17 protein-coding genes are annotated in these 24,131 nt (G+C 51.7%); 14 read left to right on the top strand and 3 right to left on the bottom strand.

Going from position 1 to position 24,131, the window contains the following annotated elements; translation table 11 throughout:
• Window positions 1–21: 21 nt before the first annotated feature.
• From CFI03_RS30060 to CFI03_RS29995, 14 genes are all read left to right on the top strand, one after another.
• Window positions 22–2,283, top strand: a complete 2,262-nt coding sequence (locus CFI03_RS30060) for an AraC family transcriptional regulator (RefSeq protein WP_349292501.1) — start codon at window positions 22–24, stop codon at window positions 2,281–2,283.
• Window positions 2,284–2,408: 125 nt separating this feature from the next.
• On the top strand, window positions 2,409–4,997 hold the full coding sequence (locus CFI03_RS30055) for an exo-rhamnogalacturonan lyase family protein (RefSeq protein ID WP_248762700.1): 2,589 nt from the start codon (window positions 2,409–2,411) through the stop codon (window positions 4,995–4,997).
• A gap of 7 nt (window positions 4,998–5,004) precedes the next feature.
• Complete coding sequence (locus tag CFI03_RS30050) at window positions 5,005–5,706, top strand: YesU family protein (protein ID WP_248762699.1); 702 nt, start codon at window positions 5,005–5,007, stop codon at window positions 5,704–5,706.
• Between the two features lie 34 nt (window positions 5,707–5,740).
• On the top strand, window positions 5,741–6,535 hold the full coding sequence (locus tag CFI03_RS30045) for a polysaccharide deacetylase family protein (protein ID WP_248762697.1): 795 nt from the start codon (window positions 5,741–5,743) through the stop codon (window positions 6,533–6,535).
• A gap of 39 nt (window positions 6,536–6,574) precedes the next feature.
• Entirely contained in the window at window positions 6,575–7,843 is a 1,269-nt protein-coding gene (locus tag CFI03_RS30040; RefSeq protein ID WP_248762696.1) for an FG-GAP-like repeat-containing protein, read from the top strand.
• A 16-nt stretch (window positions 7,844–7,859) separates the two neighbouring features.
• Complete coding sequence (locus tag CFI03_RS30035) at window positions 7,860–8,966, top strand: rhamnogalacturonan acetylesterase (protein ID WP_248762695.1); 1,107 nt, start codon at window positions 7,860–7,862, stop codon at window positions 8,964–8,966.
• Between the two features lie 293 nt (window positions 8,967–9,259).
• A complete protein-coding gene (locus tag CFI03_RS30030) occupies window positions 9,260–14,338 on the top strand; it encodes an S-layer homology domain-containing protein (RefSeq protein ID WP_248762694.1) in 5,079 nt (1,692 codons plus the stop codon).
• Window positions 14,339–14,441: 103 nt separating this feature from the next.
• Window positions 14,442–15,254 carry a helix-turn-helix transcriptional regulator gene (locus CFI03_RS30025; protein WP_248762693.1) on the top strand — a complete coding sequence of 271 codons (813 nt, stop codon included), beginning with the start codon at window positions 14,442–14,444 and terminating at the stop codon, window positions 15,252–15,254.
• 82 nt (window positions 15,255–15,336) lie between these two features.
• Window positions 15,337–16,296 carry a proline dehydrogenase family protein gene (locus CFI03_RS30020; protein ID WP_248762692.1) on the top strand — a complete coding sequence of 320 codons (960 nt, stop codon included), beginning with the start codon at window positions 15,337–15,339 and terminating at the stop codon, window positions 16,294–16,296.
• 19 nt (window positions 16,297–16,315) lie between these two features.
• Window positions 16,316–17,224 carry a sugar phosphate isomerase/epimerase family protein gene (locus CFI03_RS30015; RefSeq protein ID WP_248762691.1) on the top strand — a complete coding sequence of 303 codons (909 nt, stop codon included), beginning with the start codon at window positions 16,316–16,318 and terminating at the stop codon, window positions 17,222–17,224.
• A gap of 128 nt (window positions 17,225–17,352) precedes the next feature.
• The gene (locus CFI03_RS30010; protein WP_248762689.1) at window positions 17,353–18,027 is read left to right on the top strand and encodes a DUF2238 domain-containing protein; all 675 of its coding nucleotides are present in this window, start codon (window positions 17,353–17,355) and stop codon (window positions 18,025–18,027) included.
• Window positions 18,028–18,705: 678 nt separating this feature from the next.
• Window positions 18,706–20,409, top strand: a complete 1,704-nt coding sequence (gene ilvB / locus CFI03_RS30005) for a biosynthetic-type acetolactate synthase large subunit (protein ID WP_248762688.1) — start codon at window positions 18,706–18,708, stop codon at window positions 20,407–20,409.
• 40 nt (window positions 20,410–20,449) lie between these two features.
• Window positions 20,450–20,767 (top strand): hypothetical protein, encoded by a 318-nt coding sequence (locus tag CFI03_RS30000; protein ID WP_248762687.1) that lies wholly within the window; start codon window positions 20,450–20,452, stop codon window positions 20,765–20,767.
• A gap of 98 nt (window positions 20,768–20,865) precedes the next feature.
• Window positions 20,866–21,228 (top strand): IDEAL domain-containing protein, encoded by a 363-nt coding sequence (locus CFI03_RS29995; protein WP_248762686.1) that lies wholly within the window; start codon window positions 20,866–20,868, stop codon window positions 21,226–21,228.
• Between the two features lie 31 nt (window positions 21,229–21,259).
• Here the strand turns inward: CFI03_RS29995 and CFI03_RS29990 are convergent, their stop codons facing one another.
• The 3 genes from CFI03_RS29990 to CFI03_RS29980 form a co-directional block, all read right to left on the bottom strand.
• The gene (locus CFI03_RS29990) at window positions 21,260–21,694 is read right to left on the bottom strand and encodes a hypothetical protein (RefSeq protein WP_248762685.1); all 435 of its coding nucleotides are present in this window, start codon (window positions 21,692–21,694) and stop codon (window positions 21,260–21,262) included.
• A gap of 103 nt (window positions 21,695–21,797) precedes the next feature.
• On the bottom strand, window positions 21,798–22,394 hold the full coding sequence (locus CFI03_RS29985; protein ID WP_248762683.1) for a restriction endonuclease: 597 nt from the start codon (window positions 22,392–22,394) through the stop codon (window positions 21,798–21,800).
• 290 nt (window positions 22,395–22,684) lie between these two features.
• Window positions 22,685–24,037: a uracil/xanthine transporter gene (locus CFI03_RS29980; protein WP_248762681.1), complete on the bottom strand. Its 1,353-nt coding sequence runs from the start codon at window positions 24,035–24,037 to the stop codon at window positions 22,685–22,687.
• Between the last annotated feature and the right edge of the window lie 94 nt (window positions 24,038–24,131).

Below are 24,131 nucleotides of genomic sequence, written 5' to 3'. Positions count from 1 at the left end.
TTTTTTAGAAAAAGCTTAATTATGATTTTCATCGTTTCCGGCATTCCCGGACTTATTATCGGAGGACTTATCTATTGGATGGCCGGCGGCCGGGTAGAAAGCGAGCTGCTGCAGCTTCACTACCAGCAGATTGAACAACGTTCCGAGCAAATGGATGATCAGTTAAGCAACCTGGAGCTTCTGCTTTCCCACTGGGCATTCGACAACAAATTCGACTATAGCTTAAACGGACTTGATTTTGTCCGCGATTTCAAGAGAACCGACGATATAACAAAGACGCTGATCGCCATGCAGGGCTCGAACGCTTTGGTCAAGAAAGCCGAGCTGTTTGTTGGCGGGAAGAGCCAAGTATTGTTTAATCCTGAATATACGCCGCTGCAGGATCAGCAGGATTTAAGCCTATACAGCAAGCTGATACACGGTAAAAACCTGACTTATTGGACCCAGTGGGCGTTTGATTCCGAACATCCGGATCAGAAGGACCTGACGCTCGTGCACCATATTCCGGGCGGAAGTCCCAATCCGTTTGGCGTGCTGGTCTTCCGGTTTGACAGCGACAAGATTGCCAGTCTGCTTCAGACGATGACCCCGTATTACGAAGGCGAAGCGTTCCTGCAACAGAAATCGGGCGACCTTTTTGTTTCAGCAAACGGAAGCGCTTCCAATGATTCGTTCGTGGAGGCGCTGCGCGAGAAGATCAATGGCATGAAGTCGGAGAAAGGCTCCTTCTTCTTCGACTGGAAGGGTTCGACCTACACCGTGTCTTACGGCAGCCTGTCGCGAATCTCGGATGAATGGCTGTACGTCTCGGCCTCTCCGATCAACAGCATCATCGCGCCGGTGATGTTTATCTCCAAGCTTGTTATTACGGTAAGCCTGATCGCCTTGCTGCTGGCGGCTATGTTATCCTGGCTCGCTTCCCACCGGATCTATTCGCCGGTCAAGCGGCTCGCGAATTTGCTTGGAGGGTATTCCGGCGGAGCGGCATGGACGGGCAAGGAGGATGAGTTTGCGCTTATCGAGCAGCAATATCAGCATCTTCATAAGGAGCGGCTTGAGCTGAATTCGAAGCTGGCGGAGCAGCTTCCGCATGTGAAGGAAAGCTTCCTGCATCAGCTGCTGCAGGGTTATCTCTATGCGTATTCGGAGGAAGATTTGCTGCGCCGCATGGAAAAGTTCAAATGGGAGGTGCGAGGCCGTCATTTTGCCGTCTTGTTCATTCAGCTGAACGGTATCGCGAATATGGACGAAAAATTCCGCAGCGGAGACGAAGGGCTGATCACGTTTGCGGCCGTTAATATGATGAAGGAGCTGGCGTCCAAGCATTTCGAGCAAAGCGACACGCTGAACTTTCATGATTTAACGGCAGGCATTATGCTCTTTATTCCGGAAGGAGGCTCGTATAAGCAGGCGGTTGAAGCCTTCAGCGAGGAGCTGACGACTTCGGTGAACCGGATTCTGCGGATGAGGGTAACTATGGCGGTCAGCCGCCAGACTGCGTATATTTCCGATCTGCCGAACGAGTTCGAGCGGGTCAAGCAGGCGGTCAGCTACCGCAATTGCGATAATGCCAACCAGATTATCGATATGGAGCAGGGCGTGTTAGGCGGAGAAGCCTGGGCGGAGCCGCAGTATCCTTTTACCTTGGAGCGGGAGCTTATTCAAGCCCTTCGTACGGGCAAGGAAGAGGAAGCAAGCGAGCTGCTTAGCGCGTTTGTTGGAGCGTTATCCTGCGCCGGTGCCAAGGAAATCGACGTGCAGCAGGGGATGCTTCATCTGCTCGGCAATATCCAGCATGTCATCATGGTATCCGGGGTTAATCCGAACAGGCTGTTCCAGGGCGTTAATCTGTATGAGCAGCTTTCCCAAATCCGGGAGCCGAAGCGGATGCTGACCTGGTTCGGGGATAAAGTGCTTGCTCCTTACCAGAAGGAGCTGTCCTGCCGGGCGGGCTCCGAGGTTAAACGGCTGATCGAAGCGGCGATGATCTATATGCAGCAGCATTACAGGCAGGATATTTCGCTGGATAACTGCGCGGAACATATCGGCACCAATCCGTTTTACCTGAGCAAATCGTTTAAAGTGGTGACCGGAAAAAACTTCATCGACTATCTGACCGAGCTTAGAATCGAGAAGGCCAAGGAGCTGCTGCGTGAATCGGAGCTAAAAATCAATGACGTAGCCGAGCAGGTCGGTTATCAGCATAGCTACTTCAACCGGATTTTCAAGAAGCTGGAGGGCATGACGCCAACCAGCTACAGAGAGCAAAGCCAGCACCTGTAAGCAAGATCGTGCAAACGTTGCAATAATGTGCAAACCGTCGTGGAGCCCTTCCGCAATATTGTCTCATTGAGCGTTAATCCTCCAGCTTCTACAATGGGGCCAAACGACAAAGGAGATGAGGGCAAATGGCGGCTAAGATTCAGTTGCACAGCTTATCGTCAAATCAGAGTACAGAGCCGGTCGGGATGACGTGGGGAATTCCGTGGAAGGAAGGCGAGCTTGGGCGGGACGAGGCTTTGAGCCTTACAACCAGCTTGGGCGAGCCCGTGCCGATGCAGCACTGGGCGACCGCCTATTGGCCGGACGGAAGCGTAAAATGGTCCGCTCACGCAGCGGTAAGCGCTGACGGCGGCGCGGAAGCTTATACCTTGACGAAAGGGGAAGCGGCAGCTGCCCCTTTCACGGTTAAAGTGACGGAGACGGATGATGAGGTTCGACTGGATACCGGCGTCATCGTCTGTACGCTTGGCAAGCAGGGCAGCAGCTGGCTGCGCGGCATTACCCGGAACGGGGTAGAGCTATGCAGCGGCGGAGAGCTGGTCTGCATAAGAGAGAGCTCAAGCGAGGTATCCGGCGTCCGAACGGTCCGGCAGGAACCGTTTGAAAGCCGGGTGCACCGGTTAACTATTGAGCAGGAGGGTCCGATTCGCGCGGTTGTGAAGATCGACGGCAGGCACCGGAAAGCAGCCGCCGGTTCGCGGGAATGGCTTCCTTTTTCCATGAGGCTCTATCTGTACGCGGGACTTGAGACGATCCGGATTGTTCATACGTTTTTTTACGACGGCAACCCGAACGAGGATTTTATTAAGGGACTTGGCATTCGCTTTGCCGTTCCCATGAGGGGGGAGCAATATAACCGTCATATCCGTTTCTCCGGAGACAACGGACTATTCGCGGAATCTCCGAAAACCCTTCATACCCGGAGAACAAAAGGGAAGTACCGTGAGCTGTTCGAACGGCAGACTGCTGGCGGCAGAGTCGGCTTCGATCCTTCGGAGGATGCGTACTTCCTTGGTTTGCTGGATGACTCGGCGACATGGGACGGCTTCAAGCTTATGCAGCAGTCGTCCGAGCATTACCGGATTTGGAAAAGAACCGGCGAAGGCTGCAGCTGGGTAAAGGTCACGGATGGCCACCGGGCGGGAGGGCTTGCTTTTGTTGGCAGCGAAGGAGGAGGGCTTGCCTGCGGTCTGCGTCATTTCTGGAGAAAGCATCCATCGGGCTTTGAGATTCATGGGGCATCAGGAGACAAGGCTTCGTTTACCGTATGGTTATGGACGCCGGAAGGCGAGCCGATGGACATGAGGCATTACGATACGAAGACCCATGTGGAATCGTCCTATGAAGGGGCGGAGGAGCTGCGCGCAACGCCATACGGCATCGCCAACACGAATGAACTGACGCTTTGGTGTACGGAAGAAACGCCGGGGCCGGAGCTCCTGGAGTTCATGCGGCAGGAAACGGATCATCCGGCCCTGCTTATATGCGAGCCATCTTATTACCATGAAGCACGAGCTTTCGGCATATGGAGCCTGCCGGATCATTCGACCGAAGAAAAGCGGCAGCTTGAAGCGAGGCTGGACGGCATTATTGCTTTTTACCAGCAGGAAGTCGAGCAGCGCAAATGGTACGGATTGTGGGATTACGGCGATTACATGCACAGCTACGATGCGGTACGGCATGTCTGGAATTATGATTTGGGCGGCTGCGCCTGGCAGAACACGGAGCTTGCGCCCAACATGTGGCTGTGGATCATGTTTCTGCGAACGGGCCGCGAAGACATCTTCCGGATGGCGGAAGCGATGACCAGGCATACAAGCGAGGTAGACGTCTATCATTTCGGCGAATATGCCGGGCTTGGCTCGCGCCATAACGTGGTCCATTGGGGCTGCGGCTGCAAAGAAGCGAGAATCGGCATGGCCGGCTTGCACCGTTACTATTATTATCTGACGGCGGATGAGCGGATCGGCGATATGATGAACGAAACGAAAGACTCGGATTTTACAACCGTTAATCTTGACCCGATGCGGTATTACTTCCCGAAAGACGAGCATCCGACCCACATCCGGGTAGGTCCCGACTGGGCGGCCTTCAGCTCGAACTGGATGACGCAATGGGAGCGTTACGAGAGTGCGGCTTACCGGGACAAAATTCTGGTCGGCATTAACAGTATAAAAGGTGCCAATTACCGCCTTATCTCCGGCCCCACTTATGGCTATGATCCAAAGACCGGTGTCTTGACGCCGATGGGCGACGATAACTGGGGCAGGCATCTCGCGATTTGCATGGGCGGACCGCAGGTATGGTTCGAGCTGGCCGGCATGCTGAGGGATCCGGAATGGGAAGAGATGCTTGCGGAGCTTGGCGTTTATTACAACAAGACGCAGGATGAGAAGGATAAGCTGACGAAGGGCCAGATCAGCACAACGCATTTCGAGCATCCGGTGCTCAGCGCGGCGATTGTTGCTTACGGCGCTTATTACAGGAAGGATGAAGCAACGGCTCGGCAATGCTGGGACATTCTGCTTGGCAATCCGTTTGCGGCCGTGAATCTTCAGGAGGAGGCCGCGACGGTTGCTCACCTTGACGTTCTGCAGGAAATCGACTGGATGAATACGAATGAAGCAGCCCAATGGTCGCTGAATACGATTATCGCCTTGGAGCTGATCGCAGACCATCTGCCGAAGCTTCGGGAGCAATATCTAAGGAGTTGACTTGACGATGACAACAGCAACGACGGTAAGAAGCATGCTGATTCCGGCCGGATGGAGAATGATTTATAATAACCCGCTCTGCTCGGCTGAGGACGTATCGGATTTCCGGATGGAAGGGGATGCAGCCGTCACCTTCCCGATGGGGCGCATGCGCCTTGAAAGCACGCGTGACCCCGAAGAGGGACAATCAGCCAATCTGGTGTTCTGGTGCCCGGAGCAATTCCCGCCGGATTTCGTAGTCACGTGGGATTTCTGGCCGGTCCGCGAGCCGGGGCTAGCTATTCTATTTTTTTGCGCGGGGGGAATAGAAGGACAGGATTTATTTGATTCCGGATTAGCCGGTCGCAGCGGCATTTATGACCAGTATCATCACGGAGATATTAACGCGTTCCATGTGTCCTATTTCCGCAGGCGACACGCGGAGGAAAGAAGCTTCCATACCTGCAATTTGCGGAAAAGCTACGGCTTCCACCTCATTGCGCAAGGCGCGGATCCGATCCCGGACGCCGCGGATGCGGAGGGGCCATACCGGATGCAGCTGCTGAAGCAAGGGCCGTATGTGCAATTTGCCGTAAATGATCTATTGTTGTTCAGTTTTAAGGATGACGGTACCACTTGGGGGCCGCTGCTTGGGAAAGGCAAGCTGGGCTTCCGCCAGATGGCCCCGCTTATCGCGGAATACGCAAATTTGCAGGTGTATGCCCCGTAAGGGAAACATGCGATAGAAACGGGAGGTTAAAGCCATGGCGATTGTGATGTGTTTCCCGGAAGGAAGGCATAAGGCGCTGACTCTTAGCTACGATGACGGGCGGTTCGCCGACCGTCGTTTGGTCGATATTTTTAACCGGTATGGGTTAAAGGGCACATTTCATCTTAATTCCGGTCTGCTTGGAACAAACGACCGGATTGGTGCCGATGAAGTCAGAACGCTGTATGCCGGGCATGAAGTATCGGCTCATACGCTGACTCACCCGACAATTGCCCGATGCCCGAATGAGCAGATCGTATACGAGGTCATGGAGGACCGGCGTAATCTGGAGCGTATTGTTGGCTACACGGTCCGCGGAATGTCTTACCCGAACGGTTCCTATAACAAAAGAATCAAGGAGCTGCTGCCCGGTCTTGGCATCGAATATGCGCGTGTTGTTCCCAGCACGGGACATTACGGCATGCCGGATGACTGGCACGAGTGGCAGCCAACCTGCCATCATAACCGGGATCTGATGAAGCATGCGGAGGAATTCGCCGGACTTCAAAAATCGCAATATTTGTACCTCATGTATGTGTGGGGCCACAGCTACGAATTTGACAGCGACAACAATTGGGAGCTGATGGAACAGTTCGGACAATTTATCGGCGGTAATCCGGGGATCTGGTATTGCACGAATATGGAGCTTGTGGATTACGCGAAAGCTTTCGAAGGGCTGAAGTTTGCGGCTGACCTCAGCTTTGTCTATAATCCTTCCGCCATCAGCGTGTGGCTGAAGGTTGACGCCGAGACGGTGGAAGTGAAGGGCGGACAGCAGATTGCGTTGTAGTTAGCGTTATGGAATCTAATATTGTTGGGAGGCAAGAGGATGTCATCCGTATCCACTAAGGAGCCTTATTTGTTAAGCACCATAGATCTGCAAGCGGCGGGGGCAAACTGCAAAGTGCTGCTTGGCGACCTGAACGGCGACGGCCGGATGGAGCTGCTGCTGGTACAGCCGGATAACCGTCAGGATGTCCGATATATTCCCCATCAGGTGCAATGTCTGACCGCTTATGATCTCGAGGGCCATCTGTTGTGGCAGACCGGCAAGCCCGATCCCGGAGCAGGACGCCATGGCTCGGATTATCCGGCGCAAATTGCGGATATCGACGGGGATGGCAGGCTTGAGGTGCTTTGCGTCATGGATGACCGGCTGCATATCCTGAACGGGCAAGACGGCTCGGTTCAATCGACCCATGAGCTGCCTGATCCGCATGCCCACGACTGTATCATTGTTGCAAATCTTACAGGTGGCACGCATGCCGGCGATCTTATCTTGAAGGACCGTTATCACCGTCTGTGGGCGCTGGACCGTGAGTTCAAGCTGTTATGGACGCATGAGGGGAATCCGGGCCACTTCCCGTGGGTCTACGATCTGGATGGCGACGGAAGGGATGAGGTTATGGCCGGCTACGATCTGCTCGATCATGACGGCAAGCTGCTGTGGAGCTGTCATGATCTGGACGATCACGCCGACTGCATCTGGGTAGGGGATGTGAACGGAGACGGAGAGCCCGAGCTTGTCATCGGCGGCAGCGTAACGGTTATGTACGACCGGCATGGCAAGGAGCTGTGGCGTTATGAGGGGTCCGTTGAATCGCAGCATATCGCGCTGGGCCGGTTCCGGACCGATCTGCCGGGTCTGCAGATCGCCGGGCTGGACCGGCTTGTCCGGGAGGATGACGGCAAAGGCCTGGTCGGCAAGGACGCTTTGTTCCTGTTGGACAGCGAAGGCAAGGAGCTGTGGAAGGAAGACCGGAAGACGCCGGGCTGGCTGACCATTATTGAACCGTTAAGGGGCTGGACGGAGGATGCGCCGGACTATATTCTGGCTTACCGGCGCGGAGGAGGCGTATTCCCAACCTTGTACGACGGCTCTATGAATCCGGTGATCGAATTTCCATCCGAAGGGTATGCCGTACACGCCGACTTATGGGGGAGCGGCACGGAGCAGGTTATTATTTATTCGAATGATACGGCCTCCATTTATTCCAGCAAACAAATGAAATTGAGCGACTGCGTAACCGATTCTCCGCTGCCGCAGCCCAAACGGCTGTCCAGCTCAACCTTGTATCCCGGCGGAGAAATAAAGTAGAGGAGCTAGAAACGAAATGACGCGAAACTATCGATTTGATTTTGGCACAGGCACCCCGGCCGAGGGCTATACGAAGATTACGCCGCAATCCGTCTATGATTCCTTTACGGGATACGGCTTTACCCGGACGGACCGGATAAATGCGAAGGACCGCGGCGAACCGGGAGCCTTGCGCAGAGATTTCTGCATCCCGCTCGATACGGCTTTTTTGCTCGATGCAGAGGACGGCATTTACCGCGTCTCTGTCCTGCTGGGCGATGAAATTGCCGAGACCGAAACAACGATCAAAGCCGGTCAGGGACGCCTGATGGTGCATAAGCAGCGGACAGCTCCGGGCAGCTTCTCCCGGATCAGCTTTTCGGTATGGGTAACCGGCGGGCAGCTAAAGCTCTCATTCTCCGGGCTTGCGCCTCGCATTAACGCGATGGAGGTGGAGCCGGCGCCGCAAGCCTGTACGCTATTCTTAGCGGGAGATTCGACGGTTACGGACCAGCCGGATGACGGTTATCCGTACGCGGGCTGGGGGCAGATGCTTCCGATGTTCGTGAAGCAGGACGCGGCCGTAGCGAATTATGCCTTATCCGGCCGCAGCTCCAGAAGCTTCATCAGCGAAGGCGTGCTGGATCAAATTTGGAGCCGCATAAAGCCTTACGATTATTTGCTTATCCAGTTCGGCCATAACGATCAGAAGTTTGACGAAGAACGGCACACGGAGCCTTTTACCACTTACAAGCAGACTCTGAAGACTTATATCGACGGAGCGAGGGAGCGGAAGGCGATTCCGGTTCTTGTCACTTCCGTGCAGCGCCGTTTCTATGAAGAAGACGGCACGCTCCGTGATACTCACGGGGATTATTTGACGGCGGTCAGGGAGCTGGCAGCCGAAGAGGAAGTACCGTTAATCGATTTGGCGAAGGCTAGCAAAGCCTTATTTGAAGTACTAGGCCCGGAAGAGACCAAGAAGCTGTTCATGTGGCTGGCCCCCGGGGAATTTATGAACTTCCCGGACGGCACGGAGGATAATACGCATTTCCAGCAGCTAGGCGGAATCGAGATCGCGAGACTGGTCTACGAGGAGTTAAAGGCGCTGAAGCTGCAGCCCCTCTTGCTTTATTTAAGGTAACAGGATTTGAAATTTTTGAAATTCAACAAGTTTTGACAAAAATATCTCGAAAAACGACTAGAGTTAAGAAGAAAGTTGGTTGCCAATTGATGGGGAAAACAGTACAATTGGGGCAATGAAACCGCTTTCTTCTTTTTTGTTCGGAGAAGTCCCGCTGGATTTCATATTTTTATGCGTTTCATGAAACGGGTTTCATGAAACCGGTTTCCAAAACAAGGGGGGAGCTCGCAAGTTTTGCCAAGTATCATCCGCGTTTGATCGTACTCTAATCTATTTAAAGGAGCGAAAAGAAAGTGCGGAAAAAACCGATTGTTTGGCTTTTACTGCTGTCATTAGGTGTTTCCTTGTTCAACTTTACGCCGATTCCCAAGGTGTCGGCAGCTTCGGCTATCGATTTTCAAGATCATTTTACGGATGGGGATTATTCGGCTGATCCGGAGTGGACGGTTACTTCCGGTACATGGGCGGTAGCGGACGATCCGGCTGACGCAAGCAATAAAGTGCTTAGCCAGACCGATACGGGCGAAGGCATTATTACGACGGGAGATAACTGGACGGATTCCACGGTATCCATGCGGTTCTATACGGGAGCCGGCGGTGCTTATCCGGGCATATTGGCCCGCGTCCAAGACTATAAAAACTTTTACTATTTCCAGATGCAGGCTGCAACCGGGCTTACTCTGACCAAACGGGTCAATAATACGGATGCAACGATTAAAGGCTCCACCGCTTATACGCTGAGCAAAAATACTTGGTATACGCTGAAGCTTGTGCTTATCGGCAACTCAATGAAAGCTTATATCGTGGAGAACGGAAAGGATAAGCTTCTGTTTGACGCAGTCGATACAACGTTTGCGAGCGGGAAGATCGGCATCCGCAATAAATGGCAGTCGGTTCAAGTGGATGACGTTACGGTTACGGATATCCCGGCAGCTAATCAGGCCGTCATTCAATCGGATGCGAAGACCAATTCCTCGGTTTCCTTGAAATGGGATGCGGTTGAAGGAGCGAGCAGCTACAATGTATACCGTTCCACAACTTCCGGAAGCGGTTACAGTTATGTGGGCAACACTACCGCAGCCAGCTATACGGATACAGGTTTGAGCTCGGATACGGATTATTACTACAAGATCGCTTATTTGTACGGGGGGCTTACCGAGTCCCAGTGGTCGCCGGAATTTACCGTGAAGACAGTAGGGGTAGCGCCGGCTGCGCCAGCCAGTCAGACCGCGACGGCGGTTAACTCTTCGAAAATCAATCTGAGCTGGGCTGCCGTTGCCAAGGCAACCGGCTACAAGGTGTACCAGTCTTCGAATGGCGGTACGTCTTATGAGAACATTTACGACGGGACCTCATTAAGCTTCCAGGCTACAGGCCTGACAGCCGACAAGGCATACAAGTACCAGATTACGGCGTACAATGCCTTTGGCGAATCGGCGCCAGCATCCGTCCAAGCCACGACCTATGCGTTTGACGCGCCGGCTAACTTCAAGGCCGCATCCGCAACGGATTCCTCGGTCACGCTGACCTGGGATGCATTGCCGGGAACAGCCGTTGCTTATTCCGTCAAGAGAGCCGCGAGTGCTACGGGAACCTTTGCCGAAGTGTACAACGGTACGGATACAACCTTCACCAATACCGGATTAACGCAGGGCACGGGTTACTTCTATACCATTAGCGCAGTCGTAGACGGCGTTTCCTCCGCCGTATCCGATTTGCTTGGGGTCAGCGCGGTGCGTACATCCTTAACTCCGGGCGCGCTATGGGCAGATACAACCGGCAATCCGATAGACGCTCACGGTGCAGGCATGATGTACGACGAGAAAACGAAGAAGTATTACTGGTATGGGGAATACCACAAAGGCGGATGGCCGGCTGCAGGCGTCCGGGTATACTCTTCTACGGACCTCATGAACTGGAAAGACGAGGGCATGGCTCTTACGTTAATCAATTCGATGGATGATTTTACGAATGACCCTCTGATCTCCAAGCTCTATGAAGGCAGAACGGATACCGTTAACATCTGGGCGGATATCCGTAAAGGACGAATCGTTGAACGTCCGAAAGTCATATACAACGATGAAACGAAGAAATACGTCATGTGGGCTCATATCGACGGAGATAAGGATCCTTACAACAACAGCGCCAATTACGGCAAAGCTCAAGCGGGCGTGGCCGTAAGCGATTCGCCAACCGGTCCGTTCGTCTACCAGCGAAGCTACCGGATGGATCAGGCTCCTGCCGGCGAAATCGACTACCAGCCGGGCAACCCGGGAATGGCAAGGGATATGAACCTCTTCAAGGATGATGACGGTACCGCGTACTTGATTTATTCGAGCGAAGAGAACCTGACGATCTACATCTCCAAGCTGATGCCGGATTATCTCGATGTAACCGGCTGGCATAAAGACGGCAACGTGGACGAGAACGGAAACGCTGTACGCGATACTTCGTACAAAGCCGTAAACGGAGTTGACTATGTGCGGGTATTCCCGGGAGCCCAGCGCGAAGCACCGGCCATGTTCAAATATAACGGCCATTATTACTTAATTACTTCCGGCGCTACAGGCTGGTCTGCGAACCAGAACAAATATACGGTAGCGGATCATATCTTTGGACCATGGGCTCCAATGCAGGATCCGTTCGTCCGTACGTCGGCCAGCGACCCGGACCCGACGAAAGCTTTTAATACGCAATCGACGTATGTGATTCCGGTTGATCCGGAGAACGGCAAATTTATTTACGTAGGCGATATTTGGAACGGCGGCAACTTTGCCAATGACGGCGCCAAATATGTATTCCTGCCAATCGAGTTCGGAATGGGAACGGATATTGCGATTAAATGGTATGCGAGCTGGACACCGGATCTTCTGAATGCAATGGGTCAAGTGAACGTGACCACCAAATTCCCTGAAGCGGTTAAGCTGGGGGAAGTGCCTAGCTTGCCAAGCCAGGTTAACGTCTTGGGCAAAACGGGAACCGTATCGACTCCCGTAACCTGGTCTATTAATTCTCATGCCCTTACGGCAGCTGACTTCGCGAAGCCGGGTCCAATTACGGTTCAAATGACGCTGCCGGAGTATTACAACAAGGTGCAGAGCGTCAAGATGTACGTCGTGCCGGACAACGCGCTGTATTTCGTAAACGCAGGCGGTTACGCGACATCCGATTACAAGCTGCTCGCCTCTTACATGCAGGGCACGCTGGCGAACAAAACGGTAATCGAGCAAGCCTATAATGCAGCCGATGCTTCGCCTTGGGGTTATCTTGGCACAGACTCGCTGCCTTCCGGTTCGGCTGACGGGGATATTTTCTCAACGGTTCGTTACTTAAACGGCGGCAACGTATCCAATTCTCCGAAGGGTACGGACCTTGCTTATCAATTCTCCTTGGAGAACGGTTCGTATGATGTGTATCTGGGCTTTAACGATCCGTGGACGAATACGAGCAGAAAAGCAAACCTCCTTCTCAATGACGAGAATAAAGGCGCCGTTACGTTTACGCCAAGCAATACGATGGCATTTACCGGCGTAAATATTACGAGCGGATCGCTGAAAATAACGGTAAGGAATACGGCTGCGCAGGACCCGATGATCAGCTGGATTATGATTGTCGATCCGGATTTGACGCCAGCTGCGGATACAACAATGGGCCTTACGGCAGCAGCGGCATCTTCGACCAGTGTGAAGCTTGCCTGGAACAAAACGACCGGTGCGCTTGGTTATAACCTGTACCGTTCGGACAGTGAAGACGGCACTTTCACGAAAGTGTACAGCGGTACGGCCGGCACTTACACCGACAGCAGCCTTCCTTCGGAGCATACCTATTTCTACAAGGTTGGCGTGATTGACGGAACGGGCACGGAGTCGGCCTTGTCCACCGTGCAAAATGTTACGATTGCCCGTACGGTGAAAGAAATCGCGGATGGTATTACGGCGATTACTGCTCCAGCCAAGGACGCCACGACGATGACGCTGCCTGGAGTGCCTGCAGGTTATTCTGTTGCCATCTTGTCCTCGGACAACGAAGTGATCGGAACGGACGGCGTTATTACTCCGCCGGCAGCAGAAACTACAGTCAATCTGGTGCTTCGCGTAACAAGAACATCGGATAACACGACAGCGGACACGGCTTCCATTGCAGTGATTGTACCGGCCAAATCGAGCCAAAACAATTCCGGCAGCGGCAGTAATTCCAGCTCCTCAACCGGTCTGACACCAGTTGTTACAACGGATCTGGCAAGGCTTACGGTGAACGGAGTGATGGATTCGTCTACCAAAGTCGCGAAAGGTTCCGTAACAAGCGCCGACCTGACGAAAGCCTTCACGCTTGCCCCGGTACTGCGGGACGGCAGAAAAGTAGTTGAGATTGAACTGCCGCAAGTGGCAGGAGCGGAAGCGTATGAGCAGCAAATTCCGGCCAGCTTGCTTGGACAACTCGAAGAATCGCAAGAGATTCGGGTAAAAACGCCATTTGGCAGCGTAACGCTTCCGGCAGGCATGTTTACGTCCGCGCAGCTTGGTTCCGCCCAAAACGTAACTCTTCATATGGGGTCTTCAAGCTCTCTGGCGGAAGGAAAGCCGGCTGTTGATATTCATTTGCTGGCGGACGGCAAGCCGCTTGGCTTCCATAATGACCATGTTCAAGTTCTTGTAACCATTCCATACACGCCTGCCGCAGGCGAAAATCTGGATCATCTCGTCATCTTGTACGTGAAGGAAGACGGCACGACAGAGTCTGTACCAAGCGGCTATTATGATCAGGCAGCTGGCGTTATGGCGTTTACAACGACGCATTTCAGCAAGTATGCCGTTGCGTTCGTGCACAAGACCTTTATTGACCTGGCTGCCGTACCTTGGGCCAAAGCGCAAATTGAAGCTCTGGCATCCAGAGGAATCATTAAAGGCACTTCGGCCCAAACCTATTCGCCAAATGCGGCGATTACGAGAGCAGATTTCATTCAGCTTCTTGTATCCACGCTTGGTTTGACAGCCGAAGTAGATTCAAACTTCGCGGATATCCATACGACCGATTATTACTATCAGGCGGCAGGCATTGCGAAGAAGCTTGGCATTACGAACGGCATTGGCGAGAACCGTTTTGATCCGCGCGCAAGCATCAGCAGACAGGATATGATGACGTTGACAGCCAAGGCGCTGGTTGCGGCTAATAAGCTGTCTGCGATGAACGGTACAGCAGCTGATATCAGCGGTTATGCGGACGCCGATCAAGTAAGCGCGTATGCGGCAGAGAGCATCGCTACCCTTGTTAAGAACGGCATCATACAAGGGTCGGGAAGCCAATTGTCCCCTCTGGCGACAACAACAAGAGCGGAAGTTGCCGTTATGCTGTATAACATTTACAAGAATTAGAGATTAAGCGAGGACAATTCGGGAGCAGTCATTCTTCCGGGTTGTCCTTTTCTATGCAAAGGCTGATATAATAATGCTAGATTAAAGGAGGTGCTCGATACGTATGCCGGATGTCGTCTTTTACCGAGAACAGGCACTTCCGTTTCTTGAGGCTAAGCGATGCAGGAAGAGTGATTTTGCCTACCAGAAGCATTTCCATGAAGAGTATTCCATAGGGCTGATCGATACCGGGGAGACCCACGCATGGTGTGACGGAACGATGCACCGGGTGGAGGAAGGGCGCATGATCAGCTTCCCGCCAATGATGCTTCATGCCTGCCATCCGGAAGAAGGAGCGGACTGGAGCTACAAAATGCTGTTTATCAAGCAGGATTGGCTTCAAGGGCTGAAGCAGCGGGAGCTTGACCGGCTGCATATTCCTTTTCTGCTGGAAGAGGGCAAGAACAAGGCATGCCGGATCCGCATCAACCGGACTATGGAAGCTTTAGCGGGTGAAGGATCTCCTCTTGAGATCGAAACCTCGCTGATCGAGCTTATCGAGGCGATAGTTAGCTGGAATGCTTCCGACTTTGCGCATCAGCGCCGCAGAACCAGACAAGACCGTAAATACGTCAATCTGGTCAAAGAATACCTGCATGAGCATTATACCGAAAAGATTACTCTGGACGAACTGGAGAAGATGACGGATATCAGCAGATTTCATCTGATCCGGTTGTTTAAGCAATCGAGTCATCTGCCGCCTCATGCTTATCAGAACCTGCTACGGATTAATCACGCCAAGACGGAGCTTATGAAGAACCGGCGGGCGATAGCGGATATCGCGGCGGAAGCGGGCTTTTATGACCAAAGCCATTTCTCCCGCACGTTCAGCAAGATTGTCGGAGCTACGCCGCAGAAGTACGCGTTATCGCTGTAGCGAGAGCAATTTTATACAATACGGTCACTCTCTTATCTCTTAAAATGATTGCAATTCGGGAAAAGGGAGTGGCATCATCAACATGAATCAACATTTGGAATTGGAGCAGCAGTTAACAACAGCCTTAAAATCTATCGCACGCCGTTTGGATTTGAAAGCTTACGTGGAGCAGAACCCGCAGGTCAATCAGATTTTGCGTCATGCTGCGTTAAGGTATGTGGCGGGAGATCGTCTTCCGGAAGGATTGGAAGCCGGAAAAGAGATTTTGAGAAGGGGTTATTCTCTTTCTATCGAATACATTGGTGAGAATACATCGGATGCCAAGGAGTGCGAACAAGCCGCGGCGGAGATGAAAGCGCTTATTCAGCAATTGAAGCAGTCGGGACTTCCGGGGCGTGTATCATTTGATCTGTCGCATATCGGGTTAATGATAAGCCCGTCGCTTGCTTATGCCAACTTGACCGAGCTGGCCAGACAGGCGGAAGGAACGGAGATTGAGCTGTTCATCAGCATGGAAGAGTCGGGGAAAACGGATCCTATTTTATCCGTCTACAAGCAGGCTGCGGCCGAGTACTCCGGCATCGGCATTACCTTGCAGGCGCATCTCAACCGAACGCCGGCGGATTTGGCGTCGCTGACTTCGCCCGGCCGGGTCCGAATCGTAAAAGGGGCTTATCAAGAACCGGATCATCTGTCGCTTGCACGGTCTCCCGAGCTGAATGAGCGTTATTTGAATTTAGTTGAATTGGCAATCCGACAAGGCCATCAGGTCTCCATCGCTACCCATGACGACGCGATTATTAATGCCGTACGGGATAGAGGCTTGTTATCAGGCTCTCAAGCAGAGCTTGAAATGTTGTATGGCATTCGTCCGGAGCTGGCTAAACGGCTGCAAAGCGAGGGGAATCCGATTCGCATTTATGTTCCGTACGGCCGCGAGTGGTACCTGTATTTATGTCACCGGATTGCGGAATATCCGCCTAACCTGTATCAGGCTGTCATTGATATGGTAAGCGGTCAGGGAGTGAACAACAACTACTAGTATGGGAGCGTGAACGTAAATGGCATCTAACTTTCATCTGAACGACGGTTCTTCGCGTCCGCCAAGAATGGATATCCAGCAGTCCTGGTGGGCGATGATCGGCCTTGGCGAGAACGGCAGGGAATGGACGATGGAGGAGAAGTTCGAGAAGATTGCCGAAGCCGGCTTTACCGGCATTAGTGCCACAATGCCGCCAGAACGGGAATACGAGCAGTGGCACCGTCTGCTGGACAAGCACCGGTTCAGCTTCAGCACGATTGCTTTTCCGGCGAACGTAAAGGACATCCTGGATACGCTTGAAGCCGCCAAACATTTCGGCCGGGTTCAATACATCAATTCGCAGGTCATGGATGCCTTTATTATTGGCGATGAAGCCGTACAATTGCTGGAAGGACTCCTGGAAGCGTCTTCGGAAGCGGGTATACCGCAATTCATCGAAACCCACCGGGGAAGAATCACGCAGGATCTGCTTCGGACGACCGATTACGTTAGAGCCTTGCCGCAGTTAAAGCTCATTATCGATCTGTCCCATTACGTTGTTGGCGGTGAATTAGACGGCACGCACAGCCGCTCGGAAGCCGAGTTTGACGTGCTGCTTCAGCGGACGGCCGGAATCCATGGCCGGATCTCCAATGGTGAACAGGTTCAAGTGGATATGGTTAACGGCGACCATCCGATGGTTAAGCATTTCAAACGCTGGTGGCGCAAAGGGATGTTGAATTGGTATGCGAATGCCGTGCCTGGGGACATTCTTTCCTTTATCCCGGAGCTTGGTCCTCCAGGTTACGCGATTACGAGAGTGGTCGAGAATGGCCGCGAGGTCGAGACAACCGACCGCTGGCAGGAGGCTTTGCTGCTGAAGCAAATCGCCGAGGAATTATGGAATGAAGTTGTTGCCGAAGCGTCCAATCCGCAAGCCATACGGTAAAAGACATGAACGGCCTGCTATTCGGGTTTTTGCAAGAGGAGAGGGGCGACCCTCTCTTTTTTGCTATATAACTTGTGCCATTTGGGGAAAGATAATCCTCATCATGACGAGAAAGAGGTTGCACCCTCATGACAGACAAGTCCAAATGGCTGCGAAGCCATCTGATTCCGTTAAAACAGAATAGGCTCTTGCAGATCACGATAGCCGTGTTGGCCGTATTCTGGATCATCATGGCGATCCGTCCGTCAGACTGGAAAATATGGGCGGTCGAAAATTCGCTTCTGGTCGCCTTTGTTATTGTTCTGATTGTGGTGTACCGGAAGTTTCCGCTTAGCAATTTATCGTATTTGCTTATCGCAATCTTCCTGGCGATGCATGCTTACGCCGCGCATTACACGTATCAGGATACGCCGATCGATGAATGGCTGAAGCAGCTTTTTCATATCAAAAGAGGGTTCTATGACCGGATTGTCCACTTCGCCTTTGGCCTAATGATCGCCTTTCCCGTACGGGAGTCGGTTCAATATTTTCTGAAGCTGCGCAGGAAATGGCCAGCCTATATCGTGACTTTTACGATGATTATGACGGCAAGCGGTTTATACGAGCTGCTCGAAATGTGGTCCGCTTATCTGTTTAACAAGAAGATGGCTGCCAAGTATATCGGGCTTGAGGGCGATCCGTTTGATTCGCAGAAGGATATGACGTCGGCGCTTGCCGGAGTACTGATTGCTATCGTTATATTTCTGATTCTGCATAGAACGTTGAACCGCAGGAACAATAAGATCGGGAAAAATACGGATTGAAAAGCCGATTTTGATATGCTATGATGTGCAAAAGCAAAAGCGCAGAAGAGAATAACATGCAGGCGGCTTATGTTCAGAGAGCAGGGGGAATGCTGAAACCTTTGCCTTAAGCGTTGCATGAGGTCATCTCGGAGCTGTTGACTGAAGGCTGAAGTTCAGCTGCGTAGGCTCAACCGGATTGGCACACGTTACCGTGCAGCAGGTAAGCGGAAGCTTATCTCATGAGACCGGATTTGCAAGAACGCCGGTGAACCAGGGTGGTACCGCGAAGATAACCCCTTTCGTCCCTAGGCAAGTTCAGCTGTATGCTGACGCCTGTGGAAGAAAGGGGTTTTATGATTTTCATAAAAGAAGCGTGGAAGAGAAATAGCGGCATGCGGCTTATGCACAGAGAGCAGAGGGCTTGGTGGAACCTTTGCCGTAAGCGATGGACGCGGTCATCTCGGAGCTGTCGACCGAAAGCTGAAGTTCAGCCAAGTAGGCTCGACCGGAATTGCACACGTTAACGTGCAGCAGGCAGGAGCATTCCTGCCTCTTGAGACCGGATTCGCGAGAATTCCGGTGAACCAGGGTGGTACCGCGAAGACTAAACCCCTTTCGTCCCTTATGGCCTTGCAGCATTGCTGTGATTAGCCGGGGAAGAAAGGGGTTATTTTTTATTACGGGAGGCTGCCCATTATGGAACAAACAACAAAAACCTGGATGACTGGCTCGGAAGCATTGCTGCAAGGATTATTGGATGAAGGCGTGGATACGGTATTTGGTTACCCGGGCGGGAGTGCCTTATATATTTACGATGCGATGACGCAAAATAAAGCGTTCAAGCATATCCTTACCCGCCATGAGCAAGGCGCGGTTCATGCCGCCGACGGTTATGCGCGTTCCACCGGCAAAGTTGGCGTATGCATCGCAACTTCGGGACCGGGAGCGACGAACCTGGTAACCGGCATTGCAACGGCGCACATGGATTCCATTCCGATGGTTATCATTACGGCAAATGTCCCTACGTACATGATTGGGACGGATGCTTTCCAGGAGGCCGACATTATCAGCATTACGATGCCGATTACGAAGCATAGCTATTCGGTACGCGATGCGGCGGATATTCCGCGGATTCTGCATGAAGCCTTTTATCTGGCGAGCACGGGGAGGAAAGGGCCGGTTCTGATCGACATTCCGAAAGATATTTCCAATGCCAAGCTGGAGTATGAGCCGTATACGGCGAAGGTTAGACTCCGCGGGTATGAGCCTGAGCCGGCCATTGATGCAGAGCGTGTAGACGAATGGATGAAGGCGATGGCGGAAGCGGAAAGACCGGTTATCATTGCCGGCGGGGGAATCGTTCATGCGAATGCTTCCGAAGAGTTTATCCGGTTTGTTGAGCGGATGCGCATCCCGGTTGTAACAACCCTGCACGGACTTAGCGGATTTCCGAGCGGACATTTTTATGCGCTGGGCATGGCGGGCCATCACGGCAATTACGCGGCGAATATGGCCATTCAACAGGCCGATCTCATTATCTCTCTCGGCTCCCGGTTTGATGACCGGCTGACGATGAAGGTAGGGGGCTTCGCTCCGCAGGCCAGAAAGATTGTCCACATTGATATCGATCCGGCGGAGATCGATAAGATTATTAAAGCGGATATCAGCATCGTAGGCGATTTGAAGGAGATTCTTGCTTACGCCTTTACGGTGGCCGCACCTGCGAAAACTGAAGGCTGGATGGAGCAAATCAAGCAGGATCAATCTCGGCACCCGCTGCGCTACAACGATTCGGATAACGGGCTGAAGCCGCAATATGTCCTTGAGATGATTCATCAGACCTCCCATGGCGACGCGATTATTTCAACGGACGTAGGCCAGCATCAAATGTGGACGGCGCAGTTTTACAAATTTAATCAGCCGCGTTCCCTCCTGTCCTCGGGAGGACTTGGCACGATGGGCTTCGGTTTTCCGGCTGCGGTAGGTGCACAGATCGGCAATCCAGACCGGCTGGTTATCTCGATCAACGGCGATGGCGGAATGCAGATGTGCGCTCAGGAAATGGCGATTTGCGCGGTGCAGCAAATTCCGGTGAAGATCGTCGTTCTGAATAACCGGGTGCTTGGCATGGTAAGACAGCAGCAGGAGCTTATGTACGAGAACCGGCTGAGCCAGATTGATTTGGCGGGAAGTCCGGATTTTGTAAAGCTTGCGGAAGCTTACGGGTTAAAAGGGCTGCGCGCTTCGAATAAGGCGGAAGCGGACGCCGCCTGGAAGGAAGCACTGGAAACGCCGGGTCCTGTGCTCGTAGAGTTCGTTATTCCGATGGACGAGAACGTATACCCGATGGTTCTCGGCGGCACAGCCTTGGACGAAATGATTTTAGGAGATTTCGAGTAAAACTTCTCCCTTGCACTTACGTATAATGGGTATCACATACTTGCAGGATGTATTAAAAGAGCTGAAACCTGCCAACAATGGACAATACGCTCTTCATTTGTTTTACGGGAACAGCCTCCCAGTCAGTGAAACGACGGAACTGAACCGGTTCCAGAATTCAGACAATCGGATCACCGATGCGCTGATTAAAGTCCAGTTCTGGGATCATGATCAGGAGCGGAATGTCAAATGGGCGAAGGCGATTGGCATCAAGAACTTCCCGATGTATGTGATTGTGGACGCGGAAGGCATAGTTCTGGAGACTCCGTATCTCAGTCAGGTGAAGGAGTTCTTATCCGGGAAACTGCTGCATGAGTAATCTTTCCATTAGCCTGTTGACATCATTAACTGTATACATTATTATAACAGTAACAACTTAAGTTACAGTTACTTACTTCAATTAAGGCGGTGATGACCATGAGTATTGCAGTCAGCGATTGGGTGCAAGGTCAAACGATCAGCGGTGAATTTGTATTCGGCTATGTCGAGCATATCGACGTGGAACAAAATGTTGCAAAGGTTCATGTTGTAAAATCGGATAACGAGGATTCAGCCGGGCGTATGGCGCTTGCTAAGGTTCATCATTTGAGACAGCAGGCGGAGTGGGCTCCGGACGAGGAGGATATCCGCAGCTTGATCGATCTCGCTCTTGAGGCGCAGGATCAAGCCTGGTTCATGGAACTCAGCGGCCAGTTGAAGGACACGGCGCAAGGCGATTCGAAAAACCGCAAGTGGTTGTGGAACAATAACGGATCCCGTTTATCCCATATATTTGAGTAAAAATGAAAGGGTTCAAGTTCGCCGATTCGGCTTACTTGAACCCTTTCATTAATTTGAGCAGCGGATGATTTTTGCCGATATTGCCGAAAGGCAGGTTAGGCAAGGAACTCATGGCTGGCGCCGATGTTTTTTTCGCGGCAGTCGTTTTTCCGGTTGGCTTGCTTTTGCTAGTACTTTTGTTTGAACCTTTGCTTTTGCTAGTACCTTTGCTTCTTCCGTTGGTGACTTTCCCTTTGTTGCCTTTATTGCCGCTATTGCCATTAGTACTGCTGTCGCTGTTATTGCTGTCTTCCCCATTAGCTTGGTTTTCGGTTTCTCTCCCCGTTTCCTCCAAATCCGCCTCGGATGTCGTTGAGCCGTTGCCGTTGCCGACTTGAATGGATTCGGGAGCGATTTGTTTGACAAATCCAAAATGGATAATGCCGCTGTTATTTACGATAATGACCTTACCGATACAGTTAAACATGCAAGACTCGCATCCCCTCGCCGCGGAAGCTTATCTCATAGTTTATGGACAAAATGCCGAATCCGAATGGGTGTTTTAATAGGGGATAGAGCCTTTTTATGGCTCATGCATAGTCTGGTGTCACTGGGGAGCACAAAAGCAGTTCATCTTCCAATTTGGATATGCTTTGAATCCACAGTTCAAGAAATGCCTTTCCATCAATTAACCTCACATTGACCTCGTCTGCATATCTAATGGCAAAATCACTGTAAGAGCATGTCGAAATGATTGCTGCTTTTTGTGCCTGTTGTTTAATCATTTGACTATGTATAATAGCGACAGGCTCAAAATTAAGCTTTGCATTGGGATCGTAGCACTTAACTTGAATAAGTTCTATGCCGTCATTCGTGTAATGCAATATGTCTACCCCTCCATCATTGCTGGAGGGTGTCACGGTACATTTTCCTTTGTACAAAACTTCTAAGGTTTTTGCGACAAAGCGTTCGAAGTCATAAGGTGTATCTACTAACTTCCCTTCTTCTTTTTTAAATCTTTGATACATTCCGGCTAATAGAATATTATATACATCTTCTTTTGAATTAAGAAATTCGCTCAGTTTATGTTGATGTAATTGATCCTGTTTGTTTTTAAGGGAATAGAGGTGAAAAGCATAATAACCAATTCCAAATAACGTTAAGACTAGCAATGTTTCAGGAACCAAAACGAATCATCTCCTTTTCTTCGTTCTAGTATTAACAGAATAAGAGAAATTCATAATATAAATAAGGTTCAATTGATAGGTTATAGGCAAACGGAGTATTTTGATGATTCTGGAGAAGCGTTAGCGTTCGCTTTTGTGAAGGGATTCCAACCTTACCAACTTATTTCAAGGAATTCCTGAGCAATGGCGATCGGAAGAACATTAAAATACGCAGGTTGCTGTATAACCAGAAAAAAATGGACTGTGCCATCGTCATTTTTACGACTTATGGACAGTCCTTATTGATTTAATTATTGCCGCTGCATAACGATTTGTTGTGTAGGAGATTCCTTTTCCGCAATGAATGATTTACCTTCGAGTTTATTCCATTGGATGGCATTCTCCAGAATGATGACTAGGATAACTCCGATTATAAGTCCGTTAGAGAGAATTGGCGTCAGAAGCGGAGGAAACTCCGCAAACGCCGAAGCCGGAATATTCATGATGCTGATACCGGTCAGAACCGGAAGCGCAACCCGGTATATGGTCTTGGCATTAAACGTTGTTCCCTGGAAGGAACGGATCGCGGTACCGAACATCTGCAGATAAGCGACGAACAACACCGCATTTCCGACGGACAACGGCAGCTTAGCCAGCCAGCCCCCCAATGCCGGGAAGATTCCGACGATAATAAACATCGTTGCTCCGGCAATAAGCGCGGCACGGCGCAGTACCTTCGTATTTTCGAGAAACCCGATCGACGACGCGAAGGTTCCGAAAGGGATTAAGCCTAGACAACCGGCCAGAATCGAGAAGCCGTTCGTGAACAGGATCGAGCGCACGAACTGTTTGTTGGTTGCTTCCCGTTTGAAAAGCCTTCCCGCCGCCGTCAAGCTCGTAAGCGTATTGGTCATATTGACGAGCCCGGCAAGCAAGCCCACCATAATAATGCCAGGCTCAAAGCCCGGGGCTCCCCACGGCAGCCAGTGCCAGATGCCGATGCCTCCGCTTGCGGTTTCCATGCGGCTCTGACTTCCGAAAAAGATGGCGTAAGCAATCCAGCCTACAATAATCCCGCCCAGCAGGGAGAATTGTCCCCATTTCCCTTTGCCCTTCAAATGAATAAATGCAACAACGATAATAATAAACAGGGATAAGCCAGCCAGCTTCAAATTCCATTGGCCGCCTTGATCGTATCCGATCATCCCTTTGAAGAACGTATTGGCAAGCTGGAAGGTAAGCAGCAGCAGGAACACGCCCATAACCATCGGCGTAAAGATACGCCGCAGTACGTTCAAGAAGCCGCATAACGCAAGTATAATGACTACGCTGCTTGAGATAATAAAGCCGCTGCTAAGGCTTGCCGCCACCGTGCCGATATCCAGTCCCATCGCGGGTGCGGAAGCACAGATGCTGAGCACAAGCCCCCACCAGACGCCGGCCGGACCATCCATTAGCGCATAACGGTGCCCCCATACCGCCTGAACAATACAGAGCAGTCCGGTCAGGATAAAGGAGCGCTGCATCGAAGCCGCAATATCTTCCGGCGCAAGTCCAAGCGCATGGCCGATCGAGAGCGGCACCATAACCGTGTTGGTAAATATAAAGAACAGCCACTGCATGCCGGCAAGCAGTACGGTGAAGCTATCTTTTGATTTCAACATTACTATTCCCAGCTTTCTTCAAAATTTCCGTTCAATCGAGCTTCGTTTTTCTCCCGAATGCTTCGTATATGGTATCATGAGCATAACTATATTA

Source organism: Paenibacillus sp. ATY16 (assembly GCF_003399985.2).
GTDB classification, from domain to species: Bacteria; Bacillota; Bacilli; order Paenibacillales; family Paenibacillaceae; genus Pristimantibacillus; species Pristimantibacillus glycanilyticus.
Note: the sequence above shows the minus strand (reverse complement) of the source record. Positions and strands in the feature narration are given on the sequence as shown.